The 24,995-nt window shown below is 71.6% G+C and carries 29 protein-coding genes; 18 read left to right on the top strand and 11 right to left on the bottom strand.

Translation table 11 applies throughout. The annotated features are described in order from the left end of the window. The first annotated feature begins 114 nt into the window (after positions 1–114). Complete coding sequence (locus AC5P1C_RS19190) at positions 115–732, top strand: PadR family transcriptional regulator (RefSeq protein WP_493867071.1); 618 nt, start codon at positions 115–117, stop codon at positions 730–732. 58 nt (positions 733–790) lie between these two features. Here the strand turns inward: AC5P1C_RS19190 and AC5P1C_RS19185 are convergent, their stop codons facing one another. Then, positions 791–1,219 carry a type II toxin-antitoxin system Rv0910 family toxin gene (locus AC5P1C_RS19185; protein ID WP_493867070.1) on the bottom strand — a complete coding sequence of 143 codons (429 nt, stop codon included), beginning with the start codon at positions 1,217–1,219 and terminating at the stop codon, positions 791–793. 304 nt (positions 1,220–1,523) lie between these two features. Between AC5P1C_RS19185 and AC5P1C_RS19180 the strand changes: the two genes are divergently transcribed. Then, positions 1,524–2,321 (top strand): putative protein N(5)-glutamine methyltransferase, encoded by a 798-nt coding sequence (locus AC5P1C_RS19180; RefSeq protein ID WP_493867069.1) that lies wholly within the window; start codon positions 1,524–1,526, stop codon positions 2,319–2,321. 10 nt (positions 2,322–2,331) lie between these two features. Here the strand turns inward: AC5P1C_RS19180 and AC5P1C_RS19175 are convergent, their stop codons facing one another. Next, on the bottom strand, positions 2,332–2,502 hold the full coding sequence (locus AC5P1C_RS19175) for a hypothetical protein (protein ID WP_493867068.1): 171 nt from the start codon (positions 2,500–2,502) through the stop codon (positions 2,332–2,334). A gap of 215 nt (positions 2,503–2,717) precedes the next feature. Between AC5P1C_RS19175 and AC5P1C_RS19170 the strand changes: the two genes are divergently transcribed. The 3 genes from AC5P1C_RS19170 to AC5P1C_RS19160 all read left to right on the top strand — a co-directional run bounded on the left by AC5P1C_RS19170 (position 2,718) and on the right by AC5P1C_RS19160 (position 5,565). Beyond that, on the top strand, positions 2,718–3,359 hold the full coding sequence (locus AC5P1C_RS19170) for a peptidase (RefSeq protein ID WP_493867067.1): 642 nt from the start codon (positions 2,718–2,720) through the stop codon (positions 3,357–3,359). 52 nt (positions 3,360–3,411) lie between these two features. Further along, entirely contained in the window at positions 3,412–4,428 is a 1,017-nt protein-coding gene (locus AC5P1C_RS19165; RefSeq protein ID WP_493867066.1) for an EamA family transporter, read from the top strand. A 165-nt stretch (positions 4,429–4,593) separates the two neighbouring features. Continuing rightward, positions 4,594–5,565 carry a DMT family transporter gene (locus tag AC5P1C_RS19160; protein WP_493867108.1) on the top strand — a complete coding sequence of 324 codons (972 nt, stop codon included), beginning with the start codon at positions 4,594–4,596 and terminating at the stop codon, positions 5,563–5,565. Between the two features lie 78 nt (positions 5,566–5,643). Here the strand turns inward: AC5P1C_RS19160 and AC5P1C_RS19155 are convergent, their stop codons facing one another. Together AC5P1C_RS19155 and AC5P1C_RS19150 are read right to left on the bottom strand one after the other, a co-directional pair. Next, on the bottom strand, positions 5,644–6,279 hold the full coding sequence (locus AC5P1C_RS19155; protein ID WP_493867065.1) for an FMN-binding negative transcriptional regulator: 636 nt from the start codon (positions 6,277–6,279) through the stop codon (positions 5,644–5,646). Then, entirely contained in the window at positions 6,279–7,004 is a 726-nt protein-coding gene (locus AC5P1C_RS19150) for a pyridoxamine 5'-phosphate oxidase family protein (protein ID WP_493867064.1), read from the bottom strand. The genes AC5P1C_RS19155 and AC5P1C_RS19150 overlap by 1 nt, the downstream gene beginning before the upstream one ends. A 35-nt stretch (positions 7,005–7,039) precedes the next feature. Here AC5P1C_RS19150 and AC5P1C_RS19145 point away from each other — a divergent pair, with 35 nt between their 5' ends. Beyond that, complete coding sequence (locus AC5P1C_RS19145) at positions 7,040–8,371, top strand: aminotransferase class I/II-fold pyridoxal phosphate-dependent enzyme (protein ID WP_493867063.1); 1,332 nt, start codon at positions 7,040–7,042, stop codon at positions 8,369–8,371. Here the strand turns inward: AC5P1C_RS19145 and AC5P1C_RS19140 are convergent. Beyond that, entirely contained in the window at positions 8,362–9,360 is a 999-nt protein-coding gene (locus AC5P1C_RS19140; protein WP_493867062.1) for a DMT family transporter, read from the bottom strand. The two genes, AC5P1C_RS19145 and AC5P1C_RS19140, sit on opposite strands and share 10 nt — an antisense overlap. 75 nt (positions 9,361–9,435) lie before the next feature. Between AC5P1C_RS19140 and AC5P1C_RS19135 the strand changes: the two genes are divergently transcribed. Beyond that, on the top strand, positions 9,436–10,341 hold the full coding sequence (locus AC5P1C_RS19135) for a LysR family transcriptional regulator (protein ID WP_493867061.1): 906 nt from the start codon (positions 9,436–9,438) through the stop codon (positions 10,339–10,341). 54 nt (positions 10,342–10,395) lie between these two features. On the opposite strand, the gene AC5P1C_RS19130 is transcribed toward AC5P1C_RS19135, so the two are convergent. Beyond that, a complete protein-coding gene (locus AC5P1C_RS19130; RefSeq protein ID WP_493867060.1) occupies positions 10,396–10,875 on the bottom strand; it encodes a pyridoxamine 5'-phosphate oxidase family protein in 480 nt (159 codons plus the stop codon). 163 nt (positions 10,876–11,038) lie between these two features. On the opposite strand from AC5P1C_RS19130, the gene AC5P1C_RS19125 reads away from it, so the two are divergent. Further along, positions 11,039–11,680, top strand: a complete 642-nt coding sequence (locus AC5P1C_RS19125) for a cysteine hydrolase family protein (RefSeq protein ID WP_493867059.1) — start codon at positions 11,039–11,041, stop codon at positions 11,678–11,680. On the opposite strand, the gene AC5P1C_RS19120 is transcribed toward AC5P1C_RS19125, so the two are convergent. Continuing rightward, entirely contained in the window at positions 11,667–12,131 is a 465-nt protein-coding gene (locus AC5P1C_RS19120) for a Rieske (2Fe-2S) protein (protein WP_493867058.1), read from the bottom strand. The genes AC5P1C_RS19125 and AC5P1C_RS19120 overlap by 14 nt on opposite strands. A 90-nt stretch (positions 12,132–12,221) precedes the next feature. On the opposite strand from AC5P1C_RS19120, the gene AC5P1C_RS19115 reads away from it, so the two are divergent. The 6 genes from AC5P1C_RS19115 to ung all read left to right on the top strand — a co-directional run bounded on the left by AC5P1C_RS19115 (position 12,222) and on the right by ung (position 17,638). After that, entirely contained in the window at positions 12,222–13,013 is a 792-nt protein-coding gene (locus tag AC5P1C_RS19115; RefSeq protein WP_493867057.1) for a HipA family kinase, read from the top strand. Then, positions 13,010–13,417, top strand: a complete 408-nt coding sequence (locus AC5P1C_RS19110) for a DUF3037 domain-containing protein (protein WP_493867056.1) — start codon at positions 13,010–13,012, stop codon at positions 13,415–13,417. Before AC5P1C_RS19115 ends, AC5P1C_RS19110 begins: the two co-directional genes overlap by 4 nt. Positions 13,418–13,552: 135 nt before the next feature. Further along, a complete protein-coding gene (gene fabG / locus AC5P1C_RS19105; protein ID WP_493867055.1) occupies positions 13,553–14,314 on the top strand; it encodes a 3-oxoacyl-ACP reductase FabG in 762 nt (253 codons plus the stop codon). 22 nt (positions 14,315–14,336) lie between these two features. Continuing rightward, positions 14,337–15,092: an SDR family oxidoreductase gene (locus AC5P1C_RS19100; RefSeq protein WP_493867054.1), complete on the top strand. Its 756-nt coding sequence runs from the start codon at positions 14,337–14,339 to the stop codon at positions 15,090–15,092. 164 nt (positions 15,093–15,256) lie between these two features. Further along, positions 15,257–16,867: an ABC transporter substrate-binding protein gene (locus tag AC5P1C_RS19095; protein ID WP_493867107.1), complete on the top strand. Its 1,611-nt coding sequence runs from the start codon at positions 15,257–15,259 to the stop codon at positions 16,865–16,867. 87 nt (positions 16,868–16,954) lie between these two features. Further along, positions 16,955–17,638, top strand: a complete 684-nt coding sequence (gene ung, locus AC5P1C_RS19090) for a uracil-DNA glycosylase (protein ID WP_493867053.1) — start codon at positions 16,955–16,957, stop codon at positions 17,636–17,638. Positions 17,639–17,640: 2 nt separating this feature from the next. Here ung and AC5P1C_RS19085 read toward each other — a convergent pair whose 3' ends face one another. Next, complete coding sequence (locus AC5P1C_RS19085; RefSeq protein WP_493867052.1) at positions 17,641–18,072, bottom strand: DUF3224 domain-containing protein; 432 nt, start codon at positions 18,070–18,072, stop codon at positions 17,641–17,643. A gap of 127 nt (positions 18,073–18,199) precedes the next feature. On the opposite strand from AC5P1C_RS19085, the gene AC5P1C_RS19080 reads away from it, so the two are divergent. Continuing rightward, positions 18,200–19,162 carry a helix-turn-helix transcriptional regulator gene (locus tag AC5P1C_RS19080; protein WP_493867051.1) on the top strand — a complete coding sequence of 321 codons (963 nt, stop codon included), beginning with the start codon at positions 18,200–18,202 and terminating at the stop codon, positions 19,160–19,162. Between the two features lie 97 nt (positions 19,163–19,259). Continuing rightward, positions 19,260–19,748: a hypothetical protein gene (locus AC5P1C_RS19075; protein ID WP_493867050.1), complete on the top strand. Its 489-nt coding sequence runs from the start codon at positions 19,260–19,262 to the stop codon at positions 19,746–19,748. Between the two features lie 37 nt (positions 19,749–19,785). On the opposite strand, the gene AC5P1C_RS19070 is transcribed toward AC5P1C_RS19075, so the two are convergent. Next, positions 19,786–20,241, bottom strand: coding sequence for a hypothetical protein (locus AC5P1C_RS19070; protein ID WP_493867049.1), 456 nt, complete (start codon positions 20,239–20,241; stop codon positions 19,786–19,788). Between the two features lie 186 nt (positions 20,242–20,427). Further along, entirely contained in the window at positions 20,428–21,051 is a 624-nt protein-coding gene (locus AC5P1C_RS19065; RefSeq protein ID WP_493867048.1) for a TetR/AcrR family transcriptional regulator, read from the bottom strand. A gap of 89 nt (positions 21,052–21,140) precedes the next feature. On the opposite strand from AC5P1C_RS19065, the gene AC5P1C_RS19060 reads away from it, so the two are divergent. Both AC5P1C_RS19060 and AC5P1C_RS19055 read left to right on the top strand, forming a co-directional pair. Next, a complete protein-coding gene (locus AC5P1C_RS19060) occupies positions 21,141–22,412 on the top strand; it encodes an FAD-dependent monooxygenase (RefSeq protein WP_493867047.1) in 1,272 nt (423 codons plus the stop codon). A 17-nt stretch (positions 22,413–22,429) separates the two neighbouring features. Continuing rightward, positions 22,430–23,335 (top strand): Gfo/Idh/MocA family protein, encoded by a 906-nt coding sequence (locus AC5P1C_RS19055; protein ID WP_493867106.1) that lies wholly within the window; start codon positions 22,430–22,432, stop codon positions 23,333–23,335. Here the strand turns inward: AC5P1C_RS19055 and lnt are convergent. Then, the gene (gene lnt / locus AC5P1C_RS19050) at positions 23,259–24,953 is read right to left on the bottom strand and encodes an apolipoprotein N-acyltransferase (protein ID WP_493867046.1); all 1,695 of its coding nucleotides are present in this window, start codon (positions 24,951–24,953) and stop codon (positions 23,259–23,261) included. The genes AC5P1C_RS19055 and lnt overlap by 77 nt on opposite strands. Positions 24,954–24,995 lie beyond the last annotated feature (42 nt).

The following is a 24,995-nucleotide window of genomic DNA, read 5'->3' as shown; positions in this document are numbered from 1 at the left end:
AGGACACCTGTCGTCTGGTAGGGCCTTGCCAGACGAGTGGTTCCGATATATCGTTGACGCATCGCGACAGATCAACGATGTCGCAGACCTACAAGTGCACGAGGAGTGATTGCTATGCGTTCCCACGGATATGAGCACGAGCACGGAAGGCGTGGCCCCGGCCACGAGGGTCGGGGTGGTTTTGAAGGGCGGCGCTCCGCGTTCGGTCCCTTCGGTCCCGGCTTCGGCGGTCCCGGTGGGCCCGGCGGCCCTTGGGGCGGCGGACGAGGCGGCAGGGGCGGTCCGCGAGGCAGGGCGCGGCGCGGCGACGTACGCGCGTCGATCCTGGCCCTCCTGAAGGACCGGCCGATGCACGGCTACGAGATGATCCAGGAGATCGCCGAGCGCAGCGGCGGGGCGTGGAAGCCCAGCCCGGGTTCGGTGTACCCGACCCTCCAGCTCCTGGAGGACGAGGGCCTGATCGTCAGCGCGAGCGAGGGCGGCAAGAAGCTCTTCTCGCTCACCGAGGCCGGCACCACCGCGGCCGAAGAAGGTCCCGACGCGCCTTGGGAAGAGGCCGGGCGCGGGGTCGACTGGGAGACGCTGAGCGAGATCCGCCAGGCCGGGTTCGGTCTGATGGAGGCGTTCGGCCAGGTCTGGAAGACCGGCAGCAAGGATCAGCGCGACAAGGCTCTGACGGTCATCAACGACGCCCGTAAGAAGCTGTATCTGATCCTCGCCGATGAGGACTGAGGCGTGCCGCTGAGGCGCCCCGCACTTGAGTGTGGGGCGCCTCTTTGCGTGCGGGAGGTCAGGTCACCAGGCCCGCCAGCTTTCGCAGCGACTCGTTCAGCGCCGCCGTCGCCGAATCCTTCAGCTTGCCCGCCATCAAGGAGACCGCCGCGCCCGTGAACTCCCCGTCTATGCGTACGTTCGTCGCGTCCCCTTCGGGGGAGAGCGTGTAGCGGGTGCCGACCGTGACGCCCATCGGCCCCTTGCCCTTGATCGCCAGGGTGCGCTCGCTCTCCAGTTCCTCGATCGTCCAGTTGACCTCGGCGGGGAAGCCCATGAGCTTCATGTTCTCCGCGAACGTGCCGCCCGCCTCCAAGTTGGTGGGGGCGCCCTGGGGGAAGCTCGTGTGGGTGGCGTTCCACTCGCCGTACGAGGAGAAGTCGGTGAGTTGGGCCCAGACCTTCTCGGCGGGCGCCTCGATCCGTGCTTCCGCGCTGACTTCGGCCATGCGACGACCCCTTCTCGTTGGGCGCTGCGGCGGGGCGCAGCTGCGGTGTCGCGGAACGTAGCCGCAGGGCCCGGAACATTCAATACTGATGAACCGTCAGATGTTGTGGTCACCTCGGCGGACCTGCCCGTGACCGGGTCGGGTACTGTTGCCATCCCCGCGACGGACGCGGGCAGAAGGACCCAGGAGGTGAGACCCATTACCGCAGCAGCAGGTCGGGCGCTCCCCCTTCGCGACCGCGCGGTTCACCCGGCATAGGTGACCGAGGGAGCCCCATCGGTATCCCGAAAGGTTCCTCCGCATCATGTCGGTCTCACCGTCCATAACGTCCCTCACGCCTTCCGCCATCGTCACCAGGCTGCGCGCCGCGGGCTGTGTCTTCGCGGAGGACGAGGCGTCGTTGCTCGTCGCCACCGCGCGTGACCACGCCGAACTCGCCGCCATGGTGGAGCGGCGCGTCTCCGGCAAGCCGCTCGAACACGTCCTGGGCTGGGCGGAGTTCTGCGGTCTGCGGATCGCCGTGGACGTCGGGGTCTTCGTGCCCCGGCGGCGCACCGAGTTCCTCGTGCGCCAGGCCGCCGCGCTCGCCGGGCCGGGCGCGGTCGTCGTCGACCTGTGCTGTGGCTCGGGCGCGCTCGGGGCCGCGCTCGGCGCCTCCGTCGAGCGGGTCGAACTGCACGCCGCCGACATCGACCCCGCCGCCGTGCGGTGCGCACGGCGCAACGTCGCCGACACGGGCGGACGGGTCTACGAGGGCGACCTCTACGAGCCGCTGCCCGGAGCCCTGAGGGGCCGCGTCGACATACTCCTGGCGAACGTCCCCTACGTACCCACCGAAGAGGTGGGTCTCCTGCCGCCGGAAGCGCGGATCCACGAGGCGCGGGTGGCGCTCGACGGCGGTGCGGACGGCCTCGACGTCCTGCGGCGGGTGACCGCGGACGCGGCGCGCTGGCTGGCGCCCGGCGGGCGGCTGCTGTTCGAGACGAGCGAGCGGCAGGTGCCGTACGCGCTCGAAGCGGTTGCCGACGGCGGTCTGGTCGCACGGTCGGTGAGTGACGAGGAGATGTACGCGACCGTCGTCATCGGGACGCGAGCCGCATAGGGGCCGCGGGTCAGCCGACCCTGCGTATCACCGCCGCGTCGAAGAGGTCGCACGCCCTGGGGAACGGGCTTTCGTCGTGGCAGTGCCAGGCGTCCCAGAACAGGTCGGCGGGCAGTGCGTCATCGGGTGCGTACACCCGATACACGTACTGTCTGCCGTCGATCGCGGGCAGCGCGACCATCCAGCACCCGCACTCCATGCCTGAGAGACGAGTGACCCCCGTGCCATGGTTGCGTGCCCGGCGCGAATCAAGGCGGCGCGCGCCCCTCGGGGAAGAACAGTGAGATCTCATCCGTAAGGAGGAGAAGCGACACATGCGTACCCAACCTGTGTCGGACGCGAAGATGCTTCCCGCCGCCGATGACGCCGAACCCGGTGGCTGATGGGGTGGGAGGTGTGCAAAGCCGTACCCCCCAGGGCGCCGAGCCAGGCCCGACCCGAGCAGAGACCGACTCCCGACTCAACGCCGCGCTGGCGTCGGTGATGGCGGGCGCGCGCCGGCGTGCGGTGCGGGACGGGGACCGGCAGATCGACACCGCGCATCTGCTGCACTCCCTGCTGGAGACCGACCCGGATGTGCGGGCGGCCTTGGACGACGAGGCTCAAGTGGTGCGGCTCCTCGGCTATCTCGTCCAGCGCAGCATCGGCTACGGCCTGCAGTGGCAGGGCACGGTCGAGGACTCCGGAGCGGTGCCGATGGTGCGGGCGGGCGACCGGGCGGGCAACTCCGTTCCCGTGCAGTCCGGCCCCGTGAAGGACACCGGCTGGTCGCCGTCCGCGACCGCCGCCATGGCCGCGGCCATCGCGCGGGCCGAGCGGCGCGGCGAACCGCGCGCCGCCGGCGTCGACCTCCTCGCGGGGCTTCTCGCCGATCCGGACTGCCGCGCGGTCGAGGTCCTGGGGCGGGCAGGGGCCGATGCGGGGGTGATCCTCCGGCGCATCGAGGACGATCCGTTCACCGGATCGTCGGCCGACGCGTTCATCGACCCGTATGCCGCTCCATACGCCGATCCGTACGCCGAGACGTCCGCCGATTGAGACAGGGTCTATCAGGGGTGACGCTCATGACACGTCCTGTCATGATGTCCCGGTGCAAGCGTCTCGGGGGAAACAGACAGGCTCACGGCTGAGCCAGGGGAGAGGCGTCGGCCTGGGGCTCGCCCTGGGGTCGGCGGTCGCCTTCGGCGGCTCGGGCGTCGCCGCCAAGCCGCTGATCGAGGCGGGTCTCGACCCGCTGCACGTGGTGTGGCTGCGAGTGGCGGGCGCCGCCCTGGTGATGGTGCCGGTCGCCTGGCGCCACCGTGGACTGCTGCTCCGCAGGCCCGCGCTCCTCCTCGGCTTCGGCCTGCTCGCCGTCGCAGGTGTCCAGGCCTGCTACTTCGCGGCGATCTCCCGCATCCCCGTCGGCGTCGCGCTCCTGGTCGAATATCTCGCGCCCGCGCTCGTCCTCGGCTGGGTGCGCTTCGTGCAGCGCCGGCCCGTGACGCGAGCCGCCGCGGTGGGCGTGGTGCTCGCGGTCGGCGGCCTCGCCTGCGTCGTGGAGGTGTGGGCCGGGCTGAGCTTCGACGCCGTGGGGCTGCTGCTCGCGCTGGGCGCCGCGTGCTGTCAGGTCGGCTACTTCGTGCTGTCCGACCAGGGCAGCGACGCCGGGGACGACGCCCCCGATCCGCTCGGCGTCATCGCGTTCGGACTGCTCATCGGGGCCGCGGTCCTGACGGTGGTGGCGCGCCCCTGGGGCATGGACTGGTCGGTGCTCGCGGGCAGCGCGGACATGGACGGCTCGGCCGTGCCCGCGTGGGCGCTCATCGCCTGGATCGTGCTGATCGCGACCGTCGTCGCGTACGTCACCGGGGTGCTCTCGGTGCGTCGGCTCTCGCCGCAGGTCGCGGGGGTCGTGGCCTGTCTGGAAGCGGTCATCGCGACCGTGCTCGCCTGGGTCATGCTGGGCGAACACCTGTCGGCGCCGCAGATCATCGGGGGCGCCGTGGTGCTCGCGGGGGCGTTCATCGCGCAGTCGTCCACGCCCGCCAAGCCGCGGGAGGGGCCTACCGCGGGCGGGGCGCCGGAGCCGAAGGAACAGTTGTCGTCAACAGGCACTGCCGCTTAGGGTGTTGATCATGCATTCACGCGCGCTCGTTCTTCCGCCTCCCGCCGCTTAAGCGCGGGCACCTCCTGGATCACACCCGGCCGGTCGCCGGGTGGAACGACGCTGCCCGCAGACGGAGCCAGAGCACTTCTTCTTTCCTTTCTGCGGAGAACTCACGTGTCGAATGTGTCGACTGCTGACTCCGGCCTGTCCGTCGGACGAGGCCTCTTCTACCTGATCGTCGCCGGAACGGCCTGGGGCACCGCGGGTGCCGCTGCCGCGCTGGTCTTCGACGCCAGTGACATGGGGCCGGTGGCCCTGTCCTTCTGGCGGTGCGCGGGCGGCTTCGTGCTGCTGTTCGCCGTCCGTCTGCTGCGGGCGCGCCGACGGTCCTCGTACGCCGCCGGGGCCGCGCCGCTGCGGCGCAGGCTGCCGCGGATCGTGGCGACCGGCGTGGCCCTCGCCGTGTTCCAGACCGCCTACTTCGCGGCCGTCGAGTCGACAGGACTCGCGGTCGGCACGGTGGTCGCCATGGGCGCCGGGCCCGTTCTCATCGCGCTCGGGGCGCGGTTCACCATGGGCGAGCGGCTCGGGAGCGGCGGGGCCGTCGCCGTGGCCGGGGCGCTGGCAGGGCTCGTGGTGCTCGTCCTGGGCGGCGGTGACGCCAGCGTGCGTCCCGCGGGCGTCGGGTGGGGCCTGCTCTCGGCGGCCGCGTACGCCACGATGACGCTGCTCACGCGGTGGTGGGGGCGGGACGGCGGCGCCGACTCGTCCGACACCACGGTCTGGTCGTTCGCCGTGGTGTCCGTCTGCCTGCTGCCGCTCGCCGCGGTGGAGGGCCTGGTCCCGCACGCCGCCGAACCGGCGCGGATGGGTGTCTACCTGCTGTACATCGTCGTGATCCCGACGGCGGTCGCCTACGCCCTGTACTTCGCGGGCGCGGCCGTCATCCGGTCCGCGACCGTCTCCGTGATCACGCTCCTCGAGCCGCTGAGCGCCGCGGTCATCGCGGTGGTGCTGCTCGGTGAGGAGCTGACCGTGTCGACAGTGCTGGGGACTCTGCTGATGCTGGCCGCGGTGACGGGACTGGCGGCCGCCGAGACGCGGGAACTCGCGGGGCGCGGTGTGGGTGGCAGGGCCCCGCGAGTGTCGTCTTGAGCCCGCAGGCCGGTGGGGTTGATCGCCCCCACGCGGCGGAGCCGCACATGTCTCAGCCCCGCGCCCCTGAAAGGGCGCTCAGCGGCGGCGTAGTTGGTGCGTCCGCGCCGCCGCGTCCCTGGGGCCATCGCGCTCCGTGAGGGCCGCCGCTATCTGCTCCTGGACGTCCATCGGCTTGCGGCCGGCGTACTTGAACTTCGCTCGTACGTCGGTCACTTCGAGGCACAGGGCGCGGATGCCCGAGAGCATGCGGCCGAACGGGGCCTCTCCCGCCGCGGCCGGGGACGAGCCGCCCTCCGGCTGGAAGTGGGCGACCTGGCGGTTGAGGAGCTCGGCCTTCTCCGCCGGGTCGTCCACGACGCGGGCCGTGCAGCGGAGCTGGACGGCGGCGTAGAAGCTGGTCGGCACGCCGTGCTCGGGCGGGGTGCCCGGCGGCGCCTGCCAGGGGCCCGGCACGTACACGTAGTCGTCCACCACGCTGAGCAGGACCTCGGGATCGGCTTCGAGCGCGGGCCACAGCGGGTTGGGGCGCGCCAGGTGGGTGATCACCCGGCCGTGCGGGCCGTGGCCGGTCTCGTAGGCGAAGTGCGCGGGCTGGACGTGCGGGGGCTCTCCGGGCAGGCCGTTCACCGCGAGCTGCCCGAAGTCGTGGCCGGAGAGCCACTGCTGCCACTCGGCGTCGGAGCGCGGCGCGTCCCAGGGGTGGATCAGCATCACAGCTCGATCAGGTAGTCGGGCGCTTCGATGCCGGGGGCCAGGTCGGCCGACGGGACGAGGGGGTCGTGGCCCTTGCGGAGCGGGACGACGCCGGCCCAGTGCGGGAGGTCCAGGTCCTCGGGGTCGTCGCTCGGGCCGCCGGTGCGGAGCTTGGCGGAGACCGCGGCGAGGTCGAGGCTGAGCACGGCGGTCGCGGCGAGTTCCTTCGCGTTCGCGGGGCGGGAGTCGGCGGATCGGCCGGGCACGACGTGGTCGACGAGCGCGTCCAGGGCGGTGCGCTTCTCTTCGGGGTCCGTGACCTGGTGGGCGGTGCCGTGGATCACCACGGAGCGGTAGTTGATCGAGTGGTGGAAGGCCGACCTGGCCAGGACGAGGCCGTCGACGTGGGTGACCGTCAGACAGACCGCGAGCCCCGGGTCGGCTTCTTCCTGCTTCCGGGCGTCTCCCGCCATCCGCAGCGGCCGGGAGCCCGTGGAGCCGTGCACGTACAGGCGTTCGCCCACCCGGCCGTACAGCGTCGGCAGGACGACGGGAGCGCCGTCCCGCACGAAACCGAGGTGGCAGACGTAGGCCTCGTCGAGTATCGCGTGCACCAATTCCTGGTCGTACGCGGCGCGGTCCCGGCCGCGGGTGGGGACGGTGAGGTCGGTCGGCGCGTACGAGACGGTGTCGGTGGCGGACTCGACGCCGGTCTCGATGCCGGACTCGGATGCGACGCTCATTGCCTTCTCCATTGCACTAGTGCATAATCAGGTTTGTGCTAGGAGAGTATCGGATCGAAGGTCGACGTGCAGCTGAGATCGCTGCCAGCGTGGAGCGCGCGGTGGGTGGCGGGGGGCTGGAGCCGGGTCAACTGCTTCCGCCGATGCGCGAGTTGGCCGAGCGGCTCGGGGTGAATCCCAATACGGTGGCCGCCGCCTACCGCACGCTGCGCGAACGTGGCGTCATCGAGACGGCGGGGCGGCGCGGCAGCCGCGTACGCCCCAAGCCGGCGACGACGGTGCGTGAGCTGATCCGTGTGGATGTGCCCGCGGGGGTGCGCGACGTGTCGAACGGCAATCCGGACACGGCACTGCTCCCCCCGCTCGCCGAGGTGTTCGCGGCCGCCGCCGCGGAGGGCGACCGGCGGCCCGTGCTGTACGGGGAGGCGGCCGTGGACCCCGAAATGACCCGCCACGCGCGCGTGGCCCTCGACGAGGACGGCGTGCCGGACGGCCCTGTCGCCGTCACCTCCGGGTCCCTCGACGCCATCGAGCGCGTGCTCGCCGCACATCTCAAGCCCGGCGACTCCGTCGCGGTCGAGGACCCCGGATGGGGCAGCCTGCTCGATCTGATGCCGGTGCTCGGGCTGCGTACGGTCCCGGTGGGCGTGGACGACGAAGGGCCGCTGCCCGCCGACGTGGCTCAGGCGCTGCGCGGCGGCGTCCGGGCGCTCATCGTCACCGACCGCGCCCAGAACCCGACGGGTGCCGCGATCAGTGCCCCACGCGCGCGTGCCCTGCGCCAAGTGCTCTCCGCGCACAAGGACGTGCTGCTCATCGAGGACGACCACGGCCACGCCATCGTCGACCTGCCGCTGCACCCCCTGGCGGGCGTGACCCGCAGCTGGGCCTTCGTGCGCTCCACGGCCAAGGCGTACGGACCTGACCTGCGGCTCGCCCTGTTCACGGGGGACGCGGTCACCGTCGACCGCGTGCAGGGGCGCCAGCGCCTCGGCCCTGGGTGGGTGAGCCATCTGTCGCAGCGCGCCGTGGTGCGGCTGTGGGCGGACGGCGCGGTGGACGCGGCCGAGGTGGCGGCGTCCTACGGGAAGCGGCGTGACGCCCTGATCGCCGCGCTCGCCGAGCGGGGCGTGGCGGCGCACGGGCGCAGCGGCATGAACGTGTGGGTGCCCGTACCGGACGAGACCGGCGCCGTCGCCAGGCTGCTGCACGCGGGGTGGGCCGTTGCCCCGGGGGCGCGGTTCCGGATGAACGCGCGTCCCGGGGTGCGGATCACGGTGTCGACGCTCGATGACGGCGACATCGAAGCCATGGCGGACGCCGTCGCGTCCGCCACCGGGCCCGCTCCCGCGCGTCGCTACGAGTGAGCGGGCTTCCGTGAGCGCTCGCGCGGCCTGGACTGGGTGAGCGCCGCGCCCGCCAGGACGATCACCGCGCCGACCGGCGTCGACCAGCTCAGGGACTCGCCGAGCACGGCGACGCCCGCGGCGGTGGCGATGACCGGGACGAAGTACGTGACCATCTGGGCCGTCGTCGGCCCGACCTCGGCGACCAGGCCGTACTGGATGAGGAAGGCGACGCCGGTGCCGACGGCACCCAGTGCCACGATCGCGAGGAGCGGCACGACGGGGAAGTGCGTGGGGAAGGACGTGAACAGCGGGGTCACCACGGCCAGTTCCACGGTCGCGATCAGGAGCTGGGCGCCGGTCAGCGACAGGTTCGAGTGGCCGGTCCCTGCCAGGGTGCGGCGCACGTAGATCCAGCCGATCGGGTAGCAGAGCGAGGCGAGCAGCGCCATCGCGGTACCACCGAAGTCGAGGCCGCTGAAGCCCTGCCAGGCGCCGAGGACCGTGAGCACTCCGAGGAACCCGATGCCGAGCCCGGCGACCCTGCGCCGCGTCGGACGGTCCTCGGAGAGCGCGACCAGGGAGAGTGCCATGCCCCACAGGGGCGACGTCGCGTTGCAGATGCCGGCGAGCGTGGACGGAATCGTCAGCTCCGCGTAGGCGAAGAGCGAGAACGGCAGGGCGTTGAGGAACAGCGCCGCGACCGCGAGATGCGCCCATGTCCGTGCACCGCGCGGCAGCCGCCGGCGCTTCGTCACGAGCACGGCCGCGACGACGGCGGTGCCGAACACCAGCCGCCCCAGGGTGACTTGGAAGGGCGCGTAGCCCTCTGTGCCGACCTTGATCAGCAGGAAGCTGAAGCCCCAGATCAGTGAGAGGACGCCGAAGCGCAGGCGCCAGCCGAGGACGCGGCGGGGCTTCGGTTCGACAGGGGCCGACGAGGAGGCGGGGGAGGCGGGGGAGGCCGAGGAGGCGGCGGCGAGGGAGCCGTGCGGGGTGGTGACGCTCATGCATGTCACCTTGGTCCACCCGGACCTCGTAGAACAAGCGAAATTAACTGCCCGGTATCGCGTAGCATCGCTTACATGTTGAACCTGGAGCGCCTGCGCACGCTCGACGCCCTGGCCCGGCACGGCTCGGTCAGCGGCGCGGCGGCGGGGCTGCACGTCACGACGTCCGCGGTCTCCCAGCAGATGACGAAGCTGGAGCGCGAGGTGGGCCAGCAGCTGTTGGCCAAGAACGGCCGCGGAGTGCGGCTCACCGACGCGGGACGGCTCCTCGCCGAGCATGCCGCGCGCATCCTCTCCCAGGTGGAGCTGGCCAAGGCCGATCTGGAGGAGCAGCGCGGCAAGGCCGTCGGCGAGCTGCGCATCGCCGCGTTCCCCACGGCGATGCGCGGCCTGCTGCCCGCCACGCTGAGCGCGCTGCGTGCCGGGCACCCCGGCCTGCGCGTCCGCTCCCAGGAGCTGGAGCCACAGCCCGCAGTGGCCGCCGTGGTGCGCGGGGACATCGACATGGCGGTGGTACTCGACTGGTACAACAAGCCGTTGCCGATGCCCGAAGGCCTGGTCAAGGCGTCCCTCCTGGACGACCCCGCCGATGTCGCCATGCCCGCGGCGCACCCCCTCGCCGACCGCGCCGAAGTGGACCTCGAGGAGTTCGCGGACGACGAGTGGATCACCTGGGCGGAGGGCGAGTTCTGCCACGAGTGGCTGATGTTCACGCTGCGCGCCAAGGGCATCGAGCCGCGGATCGCACACCGTGCGGAGGAGCATCACACCCAGCTCGCGCTGGTGGCCGCGGGTCTCGGCGTGTGCGTGGCACCCCAGTTGGGGCGCGATCCGATGCCTGCCGGGGTGCGGATGGTTCCGGTGCGGCATCGGGTGCGCCGTCATGTGTACGTGGTGTGGCGGGCGGAGGCGGACCGCCGGCCGTCGATCAGGGCGGCTGTGGAGGCGCTCCAGGGGGCGGGGGCCGAGATGGGCCAGTGATCGCGGGTGGGCCTGTGGTCTCGGGTACTCCTGTCGTCCCGGTTGCTGCTGTGATCAGGGGCGGGCCTGCAGTGCCGCCAGCTTCCGGAAGTCCCAGGATGCGATCGCGTCGGGCGTGAGCCGGATCCACGCGTGCTTCCCGTCGTACGGCATCGTGTCCATCCCGAAGTACTTCCGGGCGAACAGACGCTCAGGCACGACGAGTTCGGGGCAGGGTTCGCCCACGCGCGGCGACTCGGCGACGAAGGCCGCGGTCCCGGACAGCTCCACGCCCCGCAGCTCTCCGTACTCGACGCCCGCGTCGATCACCACGGCGATCCGCTGGTCGCCCCGCAGGTCCGCCCAGCGCTTGCTGCGGGTGATCGAGAACAGCCACAAGGACGTGCCGTCCCAGGTGAACCAGAGCGCGCTGACGTGCGGGGCGCCGTCGCCGGAGACGGTGGCGACCCGGCAGGTCCGTTCCGCGCCGAGGAACGCGTCGAGCTCGTCCGGCGACATCATGATCCTGCGGCCCCGGCGCTGTGTGACGGCCATCGGTCCTCCCGCGACATGTGGAAAAGGTGGGCGCACAGCCATACCTGACTGAGCGTCAGGAAAGCATGCGGTCTCTTCCGCCGTGACGCAATGGCGGCTAACCTCCGCGCATCCCGGGCGCCGGATGCCTCGGCTGTCCCGGACGACCCGGACAGGGGGAGCCATGCCGTCGCACGAACAGCTCAGGGAACTCCTCGACCCCGCCACCACCGCTCTGTTGACCGTCGAGTGCCAGCAGGGCGTGGTGGGGACGGAGAGCGCGCTGCCCGAACTCGCCGCAGAGGCACGCTCTTCGGGCTGCCTCGCCAATGTCGCCCGGCTCGTCTCCGCCGCCCACCTGGCCGGTGTCCCGGTGCTGCACGCCGTCGCCGAACGCCGGCCCGACGGACGGGGCGCCAACCACAACGCCCGCCTCTTCCGTGCCGCGGGGCGGCTGCCCGTGCAGCAGCTGTCCGGGACCAAGGCCGTGCGGATCGCGCCGCCCATCGAAGTCGCCGACGAGGACTTCGTCGTACGGCGGCTGCACGGACTCTCGCCCCTCGCGGGCACGGATGTCGACCCGCTGCTGCGGAACCTCGGGTGCCGCACCCTCCTGGTGACCGGCGTGTCGGCGAACGTGGCGATACCGAACGCCGTCTTCGACGCCGTGAACCTGGGCTACACCGTCGTCGTGCCGTCGGACGCCATCGCGGGAGTCCCCTCCGACTACGCGCCCGCGATGATCCGCAACACGCTCGCCCTGGTGGCCACCATCGCCACCACCGAGGACGTGCTCGGCAGTTGGAAGAGTCCTAGGCCAGTGTGATCGAGTCCCCCTCCACGCGGATCTGGGCCGCGGGCAGCGGTTTCGGCGCCGGGGAGGCCTTCACGCTCCCGTCGGCGATCGCGAACTTGCTGCCGTGACAAGGGCAGTTGATGGTGCCGCCCTCGGCACTCGTCACCGGACACTGTTTATGGGTGCAACGGTTCGAGAAGGCCTTGAACTCGCCTTCCGTCGGCTGGGTCACCACCACCCCCTCCTTCTTGAAGATCTTGCCGCCGCCCACCGGGATCTCGGACGTCTTGGCGAGCACGGCCCCGGCGGCGCCGCCGGGCTCAGCGGCTTCCTCGGGCGTCTCGTCGGCGGCCGGGTCGGAGTCGTAACCGTCGTCGCTCTCACCGCAGGCGGCGAGCGCGGCGGCCAGGCTCACGACACCCGCCGCGGAGACGACCGAACGGCGGGTGAGCGCGGGATGGGGTTCCTTCGAAAGGGTCATGTCTGGTGGTACGAGGCCGCGCACCCCCGTGTTCAAACGCGTCTGCACTTCTTGCGCGAGCGGTGTTCGCACCGGCATTAACCTGGGCCAATGCTCACTGAAGTCACCGCGGTCCGCTACGCCACGCCTCTGCGGGAGGGCGGATCGCTCCCCGGCCTCGTCGAGGCCGTGGACAGCCAGGGGGCGTACGCGCCGTACGTCATGAAGTTCACCGGCGCCGGACAGGGCCGCAAGACGCTCGTCGCCGAGGTGATCTGCGGGCAGCTGGCGCGCGGACTCGGCTTCCGGGTGCCGGGCCTGACGACGATCGTGCTCGACCCGGTGCTCGGCCTGGGCGAACCCGATCAGCAGGTGCAGGAGCTGCTCAAGTCGAGCGGCGGGCTGAACCTCGGGATGGAGTACCTCTCGGGCGCGCTCGGCTTCGATTCGCTCGCGTACGAGGTCGACCCGGTGGGGGCGGGCCGCGTCGTGTGGTTCGACGCGCTGATCAACAACGTGGACCGCTCCTGGCGCAACCCGAACATGCTGATGACCGGCGGCGACCTGTGGCTCATCGACCACGGCGCGAGCATGATCTGGCACCACAACTGGCGCACCGCCGAGACCGCGGCCGCCAAGCCGTACGACGCGTCCGACCACGCCCTCGCCCCCTTCGGCCCCGACATCGCCGCGGCCGCCGCCGAGCTCGCCCCGCTCGTCACCGAGGAACTGCTCGGCGCGGCCGCGGCCGACGTGCCCGACGCCTGGCTGGTGGACGAGCCGGGCTTCGAGAACCCCGACGCCGTGCGCCGCGCCTATGTGGCGGCGCTGCTGCCGCGGGCCAGGACCATCCATGAACGGATCCAGCTGCCCGAGCCGCAGCGGAAGGGCGCCACCCAGTGACCGAGCAGCCGCCGATCCCATCGGCCCAGCGGGACGTCTTCGAGTACGCCCTGGTGCGCGTCGTGCCGCGCGTGGAGCGCGGGGAGCAGTTCAACGCGGGGGTGGTGGTCTACTGCCGGGCCAAGTCCTTCGTGGCCGCCCGTACGCACCTCGACGAGGGCAAGCTGCGGGCCCTGGACCCGGAGGCCGACCTCGGGGGCATCCGGGCCGCGCTCGGCGCCGTCGAGCGGATCTGCGCGGGCGGCGCAGGCGCGGGCCAGGCCGAGCGGGATGATGCCGGGCGGCGTTTTCGGTGGCTGATCGCGCCGCGCTCTACGGTCGTGCAGCCGGGGCCGGTGCACACGGGGCTCACGGCGGATCCTGCCGCGGAGGTGGACCGACTCCTCGACCTCCTGGTGAGGTGAAGAAGCACAGCTCCCGGTGTGCCGTTGACACCGGGTGCCAGGGCTTCTAGCGTCTCGTTCAGCTGAAGGTACTAAGCGGTCGCTCACCATCGGGGCGTACCGTAGAGCCGCATCCCAAGGGCGAGGAGAACCAGCATGTCCACCACTGAGCAGCGCGTCGCGGTCGTGACCGGAGCAGCGCGAGGCATCGGCGCGGCGACCGCCGTGCGTCTGGCCGCCGAAGGCCGCGCCGTCGCGGTGATCGACCTCGACGAGGCCGCCTGCAAGGACACCGTCACGCAGATCACCGCTGCCGGTGGCAAGGCGATCGCGGTCGGCTGCGACGTGTCCGACGAGGCCCAGGTCGAGGCGGCCGTCGCCCGCATCGCCGACGAGCTCGGCGCGCCCACGATCCTCGTGAACAACGCCGGTGTGCTCCGCGACAACCTCCTCTTCAAGATGAGCGCGAACGACTGGGACACGGTCATGAACGTGCACCTGCGCGGTGCGTTCCTGATGTCGAAGGCCTGCCAGAAGCACATGGTGGACGCCAAGTTCGGCCGGATCGTGAACCTCTCCTCGTCCTCCGCGCTCGGCAACCGCGGCCAGGTGAACTACGCCGCCGCCAAGGCCGGCCTGCAGGGCTTCACCAAGACGCTGGCCAAGGAGCTCGGCAAGTTCGGCGTCACCGCCAACTCCGTGGCCCCGGGCTTCATCGTCACCGAGATGACCAAGTCCACCGCCGACCGCGTCGGCATGGGCTTCGAGGACTTCCAGGCCGCTGCCGCCACGCAGATCCCGGTGCAGCGCGTCGGCCGCCCCGAGGACATCGCCAACGCCATCGCCTTCTTCACGGGCGACGCCGCGGGCTTCGTCTCGGGTCAGGTCATGTACGTGGCCGGCGGCCCGCTCAACTAGTTCGTCCCGGAGGGATGCGGAGATGACAGTGCAGGACAGCGGAAAGACCGCGCTCATCACGGGCGCGAGCCGTGGCATCGGCTACGGCATCGCGGAGGCGCTCGTCGCCCGCGGTGACCGTGTGTGCATCACGGGACGCAACGAGGACGCGCTCAAGGAGGCCGTCGAGAAGCTCGGCGCCGACCGCGTCATCGGCGTCGCGGGCAAGGCCCACGACGAGGCCCACCAGGCGGTAGCCGTCGAGCGCGCCATGGAGGCCTTCGGGCGGGTCGACTTCTTGATCAACAACGCCGGTACGAACCCGGTGTTCGGGCCGATGGCCGAGCTCGACCTCAATGTGGCCCGCAAGGTCTACGAGACCAACGTGATCTCGGCGCTCGGCTTCGCCCAGCAGACCTGGAAGGCCTGGCAGAGCGAGAACGGCGGCGCGATCGTGAACATCGCGTCCGTCGCGGGTGTGTCTCCCTCGCCGTTCATCGGCGCGTACGGCATGAGCAAGGCCGCCATGGTCAACCTCAGCCTGCAGCTCGCGCACGAGTTCGCGCCGAAGGTGCGGGTCAACTCGATCGCGCCGGCCGTGGTCAAGACCAAGTTCGCCCAGGCCCTGTACGAGGGGCGTGAGGAGGAGGCCGCAGCCGCGTATCCTCTGGGGCGTCTCGGTGTGCCCGAGGACATCGGGGGCGCCGCGGCGTTCCTCACGTCCAGCCAGTCCGACTGGATCACAGGGCAGACACTCGTGGTCGATGGCGGCATCTTCCTCAATGCGGGCGTCGCCTGACGAAGGGCGACCAATCGCCGGTTACGCCCCTGAAAAGGGACGTACACGCGCATCAAGTGCCCCGTCGGCGCCGCGAGTTGGCCCGGCGGGGCATTGCGATATTGTCTCCCGACCCATGGCATGGCCGATCGAGGAGCGTGCGCGTGTTCAGTGAAGTTCGCCTGGTGGCGGCGGCGGGTCTCCGCGGCCTGGCCGGGCTGCCCCGCCGGGGCCTGCGGCCGGCCGCGGCGCTGGTGTCCATATCCCTGCTCTCTGGGTGCGGGGTCTTCTCCTCGGACGAGTCCGACGAGGAGCAGCAGATCACCGTCGGCACGATGAGTGCTCCCAGCACCCTCGATCCGGCGGCCGCCTGGGACAGCTCCTGGGAGCTGTACCGCAACGTCTTCCAGACCCTCCTGAGCTTCCCCAGCGGGGCGGCCGAGCCCGAGCCCGATGCGGCCGAGTCGTGCAAGTTCACCGACGCGACGAACAAGGTCTTCACCTGCGAGCTCCGGGAGGGCCTCAAGTTCTCCGACGGTCACGCGCTCGACGCGAAGGCGGTCAAGTTCACCTTCGACCGGATGCGGCGCATCGATGTGAAGGGCGGGCCCGCCGGTCTGCTCGGTTCGCTCGACTCGGTCGAGACGAAAGGCGACCGGACGGTCACGTTCCGCCTCAAGAAGTCGGACGCCACCTTCCCGTTCGTGCTCTCCACGCCCGCCATGTCGATCGTCGACCCCCTGGAGTACCCGGCGGACAAGCTCCGCAAGGGCACCACGATCGCAGGCTCGGGGCCGTACGCCCTGGAGTCGTACGAGGCCGGTGACCGGGCGGAGCTGGTGAAGAACACCCACTACAAGGGTGCGGCCGACCGCAAGAACGACGCCGTCACGATCCGCTACTTCAAGAAGTCGGCCACCATGGTCGAGGCCCTGAAGAACAAGCAGATCGACGTCACCTTCCGCGGCCTCGCGGCGCAGGACGTCGTCGACATGCAGGCCAACAAGAACGCCCGCGAGGGCATCCAGCTCGTCGAGGGCGCGGGCACCGAGATCCGCTACCTGGTGTTCAACCCCGATGACCCGTGGGCCCGGAAGAAGCCGGTCCGTCAGGCCTTCGCCCAGCTCATCGACCGCCCGGCCATCGCCCACAAGATCTACCAGGACACGGTCGAGCCGCTCTACTCGATGGTCCCCCAGGGCCTCACCGGGCACGGCACCGGCTTCTTCGACGACTACGGAGACCCCGACAAGGCCAAGGCCGCGAACATCCTCAAGGGCGCGGGGATCAACGAACCGGTGCCGCTCACGCTCTGGTACACGACCGACCGTTACGGCTCGGCGACCGAGGGCGAGTTCAAGGAGATCAAGCAGCAGCTCGAGGATTCGGGTCTGTTCAAGATCACGCTGAAGGGCCGTCCCTGGACCGAGTTCGACGCCGGGACCAAGAAGCGCGAGTACCCGGTCTTCGGCCGTGGCTGGTTCCCCGACTTCCCCGACGCGGAGAACTTCATCGCGCCGTTCATCGGCACCAAGAACGTGCTCAACACGCCTTACCCGGTGCCGGAGATCACCGACGAGGTGCTCCCGCGCTCGCGCCGCGAGGCCGACCGGGGCGCGGTGGCCGACGACTTCGAGCGGGCCCAGGAGCTCCTCGTCGACGACGCGCGGCTGCTCCCGCTGTGGCAGGGCAAGCAGTACATCATGGCGAGCGAGGAGATCGCGGGCGGCGAGAACGCCCTCGACCCTTCGGCGATCATGATGATGTGGGAGCTGGAGCGCAAGACCAGCTGGTAGCGGGGGCAGCGGGCAGCAGGGGTCGGTTGTCAGTGGCCGCCGGTAGGTTCTGTGGTGAGAAGTGACCGCACACCGGAGGTTGTTGACGTGACCGACATCGCCATGCTGCCCGCGTCCTGGCGCGGAGTCCTCGGCGAGGAGCTGCAGAAGCCCTACTTCAAGGAGCTCACGGAGTTCGTCGAGCAAGAGCGGGAGAAGGGTCCCGTCTACCCTCCGCGTGACGAAGTGTTCGCCGCACTCGACGCGACGCCGTACGACCAGGTCAAGGTCCTCGTCCTCGGCCAGGATCCGTACCACGGCGAGGGGCAGGGGCACGGCCTCTGCTTCTCCGTGCGGCCCGGCGTGAAGACCCCGCCCTCGCTGCGGAACATCTACAAGGAGATGAAGGAGGAGCTCGGCCACCCCGTGCCGGACAACGGCTATCTGATGCCGTGGGCCCGGCAGGGCGTCCTGCTCCTGAACGCGGTGCTCACGGTCCGCGCCTCGGAGGCCAACTCCCACAAGGGCAAGGGCTGGGAGAAGTTCACCGACGCGGTGATTCGCGCGGTCGCCGAGCGCCCCGACCCCGCCGTCTTCGTCCTGTGGGGCAATTACGCCCAGAAGAAGCTCCCCCTCATCGACGAGGAGCGGCACGTGGTCGTGAAGGGCGCGCACCCCTCGCCGCTCTCCGCGAAGAAGTTCTTCGGCTCGCACCCCTTCACGCAGATCGACGCAGCGGTGGCCGCGCAGGGGCACGAGCCGATCGACTGGCGCATCCCGGACCTCGGCTGAGCTCAGCCGATCGCGTACGTGAGGGTGTACGGCACGGAGGTCTCGCCCTGCCGCGCGGTGAACGCACCGGTGCCGCCGATGCCCGCCAACTCGCCCGATCCCGAGCCGGGTTGCACGGTCAGGGCGCAGGTGATGGTGCCGTCGGCGCCGAAGGAGCCACGCTGCTCCAGGACGAACGAGCCCGTGCGCCCCTCGACGCTGCCTTCGACGAACTCGTAGCCGACGAAGGCGCCGGTGGTCTCGTCGGCGTACATGAGCGTGTACTCGCAGGAGGTGCCGGTGGCCTCGATGGCGCCGGTGAAGTCGTTCGTGACGGTGGCGTGCGCGATGCGGGCGCCGCCGTCCGCTCCGGCGACGGGCTTCTCGTCCCAGTGGGTGAAGGTGAAGGTGCCGGTGGCCTCGTCGGCCTCGGTGGTGTGCGGAGGCGTGGTCATGTGATGCCTTTCTCGGGCGGTCGTGTGCTTCGTGCGGCTCAGCGGTTCCGTGGCGGTCGCTGCTGCCGAGGAGAGCTTGTCGCCCGTACCTGACACCTTCTGTCAGGTACCGGTGCAGACTTGATCCATGCGCGCCGACCGGCTTCTCGCCCTGCTCCTGTTGCTCCAGAACCGCGGGCGGATGACCGCGCCGGAACTCGCCGAGGAGCTGGAGGTCTCGGTACGCACCGTCTACCGGGACGCGGAGGCCCTCGCCGCCGCCGGTGTGCCCGTCTACGCCGAGCGGGGCCCGGCAGGTGGCTTCCGGCTCATGGACGGCTACCGCACGCGGCTGACCGGCCTCACGGACGACGAGGCCGACTCCCTCGCCCTCGCGGGCATGCCCGCCGCCGCGGCCGATCTCGGCCTGGGTGCCGAACTGGTCACCGCACAGCTCAAGTTGGGCGCGGCGCTGCCCGCCGGGCTCGGTGAGCGGTCACGGCGGATCCAGGAGCGCTTCCACCTGGACGCGGAGGGCTGGTTCCGCGCGGCCGATAGCGCGCCGCTGCTGTCCGTCGTCGCCGACGCCGTGTGGCGTCAGCGCGTGCTGCGGGCGCACTACCGGCGCTGGGGCGGCGAAGTGCGCCGCGAACTACATCCCTTGGGGCTCGTGCTCAAGGCGGGCAACTGGTACCTGGTGGCGTCCGCCGAAGGCACCGTACGCACCTACCGGGTCTCGCGCTTCCTGGAGGTGACGGCCACGGACGAGCCCTCCGCGCGGCCCGCCGGGTTCGATCTGGCCGCCTACTGGGAGACGGCCTCGCGTGACCTTCACGCGCGCGTCCTGCGGGGGACGGCGCGCGTGCAGGTCACGCCCGCGGGGCTCCGGCTGCTGCCCGCGCTGTTCGGGGCGGCGGGGACGCGGGCCGTGGAGGGGGCCAAGGCGCCGGACACGGCAGGCCGGCGGGTCGTCGACCTGGAGGTCGAGACCCTGCCCGTCGCCGTGAGCGACCTGCTCAGGCTCGGCCTGGAGGCCGAGGTCCTTGGCCCGCCCGAACTCCGCGCCGAGCTGGCCAGGACCGTCACCGGCCTGGCCCAGCGGTACGCGTGAGCGCCTCGCGGCCGACCGCGCCTGACGGTGATTGTCAGTGCGTGCGGATAGCGTCGAGAGGGATTTGCACGATGGGCGTACGAGTGTGGAGGACCCGGTGGCGGAGCAGCAGGAGCAGGCGGCGGAAGACGCCATGATGACCCGGATCGGGCAGGCGGTCATGCTGCACCACGGAGGCGACCGCGAGGAGGCACAGGGCCGCTTCCTGGGCCTGTGGTCGGAGATCGGCGATGAGGGCGACCCCCTGCACCGCTGCACGCTCGCGCACTACATGGCGGACACGCAGGAGGACCCGTCGGACGAACTGGCCTGGGACCTGCGGGCGTTGTCGGCGGCGGACGAGCTCACGGACGAGCGCCTGCACGAGCACCACGACTCGATCGCCGTCCGCGGCTTCTACCCCTCCCTGCACCTCAACCTCGCGGCGGACTACGCGAAGCTGGGGCGCCCCGAGGCGGCGCGCAACCACATTCGGAGGGCGCGTGAGGTGGTCGGGGCGCTGGGGGACGACGGGTACGGGGACGGGATCCGAGCGGCCATCGGGAGGCTGGAGCTGCAGTTGGGGGAGGGGAGCGAGGTGGAGTGAGGCAGGGGCCGAGGTGTGGAGTCCGGGGCCGGCGGGCTCAACGCCCGTAGGCGTCCTGGCAGATGACGGCCGCGGGGCTGTCGGGCTGCCAGCCGCCGTACTGCTTGCCGAGGGCGCAGAGGTCCGCGTTCGTGGGCGCGGCGGTGGGAAGCACCGGCAGTTCGGCGGCCTCCGGCCGGTGACCGTGGCGGTGCGGGGGCGGGTCGGAGCGCTGCTCGGGGCTTGCGGTGCGGGGCGGCGCGGAGGGGACGGTCGGGGCGGTGCCGGTGGTGCGGGGCGCCGGGGAACGCGGCGGCCCGATGAGCTCGAGCGCCTCGCGGGCCGGTGCCTCCACGACCCGCGGCCGGGAGTTTCCGTCGGGGCGGGGCGCCGGGGGTGGGGCGCTCGCGGCGGACGGCCCCGACGCGGGCTGCCGCTCGACGCTCACACAGCCGGAGACGGCGGTGACCGCCACGGAGACCAGGAGAGTGGCGGTGGTCGTGGTTCGGTGCATTCGCGCAACTCTGGGGTCTGAGGGGCACATTCGGCGAGGGAACGGGGGGAAGTTGGCCCGCATGGGTGAGCGCGCCGGGCGGAGCCACCTGTCCCTTCGTGCCATGCGGCGAGAGGGGGGTACCTCCCACGCCCTTAAAGGCAGTGGGAGAGCGTGCGCAACGCCGCGGAGATCCATCAGAAGGCCCTAGGCCTCGTCCAGCATTCCCCGCAGGAGCTCGCGGAGCCCGGCGCGCAGGGGGCTCTCGCTCGGTGGCGGGGTGCGGTACGAGCCTGCCGCGTGGGAGAACAGCAGGCCTTCGGTCCAGGCCACGAGAGACAGCGCGTGACGCTCGGGGTCCGGTGAGCCCAGCGTCCGCATCAGGCCCACCAGTGACTCTCTGAACTGCGCCCCCGCCGCGTCGTAGTAGGCGCGCAGCTCCGGTCTGCGGCTTGCCTCCAGGGCCAGTTCGTAGCGGGAGATCAGCAGGTGGCGGCTGTCGCCGGTCAGGTATCGGTGCAGGATCCCGGCGAGTGAGGTGATCAAGGGCTCGCGACGGACCGTGTCGGTGGTCGCGACGCTCTGCAGCTCGGCAGGCGTGAGTACGCCCGCCTCGCGTTCCGCCAGCCTGCTCACCGCCACCTCCAGCAGCGCGAGCCGGGTGCGCGCGTGGTTCGAGGTCGAGCCCTGCGGGAGCCCCGCGGCCTCGTCCACGGCTCGGTGCGTCAGCCCTCGCATGCCGCGCTCGGCGAGCAGGGTCAGCGCCGTGTCGGCGATCAGTTCGCTGCGGGGCGGACCAGGCGGCCCCGCGCTGCGTCGGCGTGCGGTCATGAACTCCACCCTACCCCCGATCACTACAGGTGTAGTACGGTCGGTGCGTCGTCTACTACAGATGTAGTGTCCGAGCTTCAGGAGGAGTCATGGCGCAGCCTCAGCAGCCCCACCCGGGCCCGCAGGGACACCGGAGCCGCAGGCCCTACGCCGTCGTCATCGGTGGTGGCATCGGCGGCCTCACCTCCGCCATCGCCCTGCACCTCTCGGGCTGGCGGGTCACCGTCCTTGAGCGGGCCACCACCCTGGAGCCCGTGGGCTCCGGCATCGGGCTCGCGCCCAACTCCCAGCGCGCCCTGGACGTCCTGGGGCTCGGTGACCGGGTCCGCGCGCTCGCCGCCTGGGAGGGCGATGGCGGGATGCGTGCGCAGAACGGACGCTGGCTCGTGCGGACGAGCGCCGCGGTGACCGCGGCGGAGTTCGGCGGCGCGCTCGTCGTGGTGCACCGCGCGACCCTCGTCGACCTGCTCGTCTCCGCACTGCCCGGCGACGCCCTGCGCACCGGAGTGCGGGCCGAGCTCACCGATCCGGGAGCGGCCGACCGCAGGGCGGTCGTCCTCGCCGACGGCGAGCGCATCGAGGCGGACCTCGTGGTCGGCGCCGACGGCATCAACTCGGCCGTACGGTCGGCCCTGTTCCCGGCGCACCCACAGCCCACGTACGCCGGATTCACGGCCTGGCGTCTCGTCGTCCCCGCCCCCGACCGCCCCTTCGAACCGCACGAGACCTGGGGGCGCGGCGGCCTCTGGGGCACCCACCCGCTCAAGGACGGCAGGATCTACGCGTACGCCACCGCGACCGTCCCCGAAGGCGGACACGGCACCGACGGCGAGAAGGCCGAGCTGACGCGCCGCTTCGCCGACTGGCACGACCCGATCCCCGAGATCATCGCCGCCGCACGCCCCGAGGACATCCTGCGCAACGACGTGCGCCACATGAGCACGCCCCTCGCGCACTACCACCGGGGGCGTGTCGCCCTCATCGGCGACGCCGCGCACGCCATGGCGCCCACCCTGGCCCAGGGCGGCAACCAGGCCATCGAGGACGCCGTCGTCCTGGCCCATCACACGGCCCCCGGAGGCGACCTGGCCGCGGGGCTCGCCGGCTACAGCGCGGTCCGGGTGCCGCGTACGACGGCGATCGTCCGGCAGGCAGCGCGCGCCGCCCGCATGAACCATCTGACGAGCGCCCCGCTCATCGCCGTACGCAACCGCGTCATCGCCGCGGCGGCGCGCCTCGGCCCGAACCTGATCCTGCGGAGCTTCGCCTCCATCGCCGACTGGCGTCCGCCGCAGCAGCCGTATGCTGCGGGAACAGAACTCGCTCCAGCGCCAGAGCACGGCGCTGGAGCACAGCGGTAGAGGAGACAGGGACAGTGGTGAAGGTCGGCTGTATCGGACTTGGTGACATCGCGCAGAAGGCTTATCTGCCGGTGCTCACCACCCTGCCGGGGGTCGAACTGCACCTGCAGACGCGTACGCCCGCGACCCTCGCCCGCGTTGCGGGCGTCCACCACATCCCCGAAGAGCGCTGCCACACCGACTTGGACGCGCTGCTCGCCCAGGGCATCGACGCCGCCTTTGTGCACGCCTCGACCTCCGCCCACCCGGAGATCGTGACCCGGCTGCTCGAAGCGGGCGTGGCCACGTATGTCGACAAGCCCCTCGCCTACGAACTCGCCGACTCGGAGCGGCTCGTGCACCTGGCCGAGGAGCGTTCGGTCAGCCTCGCCGTCGGCTTCAACCGGCGCTTCGCGCCCGGCTACGCGCAGTGCGTCGAGCACCCGCGCGAGCTGATCCTGATGCAGAAGAACCGCGTCGGCCTGCCCGAGGACGTGCGCACGCTCGTCCTGGACGACTTCATCCACGTCGTGGACACCCTGCGCTTCCTCGCCCCCGGGCCGATCGACCACGTCGGCGTGCGCGCCCGCATCCAGGACGGGCTCATGGAGCACGTCGTACTGCAGCTGGCGGGGGACGGGTTCACCGCGCTGGGTGTGATGAACCGGCTCAGCGGCTCCACCGAGGAGATCCTGGAGGTCTCCGGTCAGGACACCAAGCGGCAGGTGCTCAACCTGGCCGAGGTCATCGACCACAAGGGCCAGCCGAGCGTGCGTCGACGCGGGGACTGGGTCTCGGTGGCCCGGCAGCGCGGCATCGAGCAGGTCGTGCTCGCCTTCCTCGACGCCGTGCGCGCGGGCAAGGTCCTCAGCGCCCGGGATGCGCTGGCGACCCATGAGCTGTGCGAGCGCGTGGTCCGTGCGGCTCAGGAGCAGGCCGCCTGAAGCGTCCCCTCGCGGATCCCCGCAGGGTGCGCGCACCCTCTGCCGCGCACAGCACCGCGAGCACGACGAGGGCCGCGTGCACGGGCCAGTCGCCCAGCCTGACGTACGGCGTGACGCCCGTGGCCAGCGGAATGTCGTACGTCGCCGTGGCGCTCGCCGATGTGCCGAGCGGGGCACCGACCGGCTCGCCGTCCGCGCCGTACACGGCGGAGACGCCGGTGAGCGTGGCGTGCACCATGGGGCGGCCGGTCTCGGCGGCCCGCACCGCGCCGAGCGAGGCGTGCTGCTCGGGCGCCCAGCTGGACTGGAACGTCGAGGTGGACGACTGCGCGAGCAGCAACTGGGCGCCCTCGCGCGTCAGATGACGGCTCATGTCGGGGAACGCCGATTCGAAGCACACGAGCGGGCCGACCTTGAGGTTGTTCCCGACGTCCATCACGACCGGGCGCTCCCCGCGCCTGCGGTCCTCGCCCGCCGCCTTCCCCACGGACGTCGCCCAGCCCAGGAGCGAGCGGGCGGGGACGTACTCGCCGAAGGGGACGAGCCGCATCTTGTCGTAGCGGTCGCCGGTGGTGCCCTCGGGGCCCACGAGGACGGAGCTCTTGAAGATGCCCGGCTGATCGGAGCGGCGCGCGTCCACGTTCACCAGGATGTCGGCGCCGACATCGCGGGACAGCGCGGCTATGCGTCGAGCGACGTCGGGGCGTTGCGCGAGGTCGTGGCCGACGCTGCTCTCGCCCCAGACGACGAGGTCCAGGTCCTGGCCCGCCAGATCGCGGGTCAGTGCCTCCTCGCGCGCGAGCCGCTTGTCGGCGCCGCCTACCCCGTCGATGACGCCGGGCTGGACGACGGCCACGCGCATCCGGCCTTCGGGCTCGGGACGCGGGGCCCAGGCCCAGGCGGATGTCGTCACGGCGGCCACGGCGACGATTCCGGCGGCGGCGGGGATGGCCCTCGCCGCGGCCTTGCGTGACGCCCGGGGAGTGTGTGGCGTCCCGGACGGGCGTGCGGCCAGGGCCACGACGAGCATCGCGACCCCGGTGTTCAGGACGACGATCAAGGCGCTGACCAGCCACACCCCGCCCACCGACGCGAGGCGCAGGGCGGGATCGACCTGCCACTGACTGGAGCCGAGCAGCCCCCACGGTCCGCCCAAGCCCTCCCAGGACCTGACCAGTTCGACCATCAGCCAGCCGGACGGCAGGACGACGAGCGCGGCCACCGTCCGCCCCGGTGCCGCAGGACCGCCCAGGAGGCGCCGCACCAGCCAACCCCACGGCGCCCACAGCAGGCCGAGCAGCGCCGCGATGACGAGGGTGAACACATGCAGGCTCGGCAGCAGCCAGTGATGCACCGCCACCATGAACCCGATGCCGCCGAGCCAGCCGTCGAGCGCCGCCCTGCGCCCGGTCTCCGCCGAGCGTGCGAGCAGGATCCAGGGCACGAGCGCGACGTAGGCGAACCACCACAGCGACGGGGCGGGGAAGGCCAGGGCGGGCAAGGCGCCGACGGCGACCGCGAGGGCGCCGCGCCATCGGGCCGATGCGAGCAGCCCCGTCACGGACGTGGCCGATAGGCGCGGCCACCGCCGGTCCCGGTCGTCGCTGAGTGGATCCATGCAGCGCCTCCCTCGGCCCCGACACCGGTCGTGTCTCCAGTG

The organism is Streptomyces sp. A18, from assembly GCF_059026065.1.
Note: the sequence above shows the minus strand (reverse complement) of the source record. Positions and strands in the feature narration are given on the sequence as shown.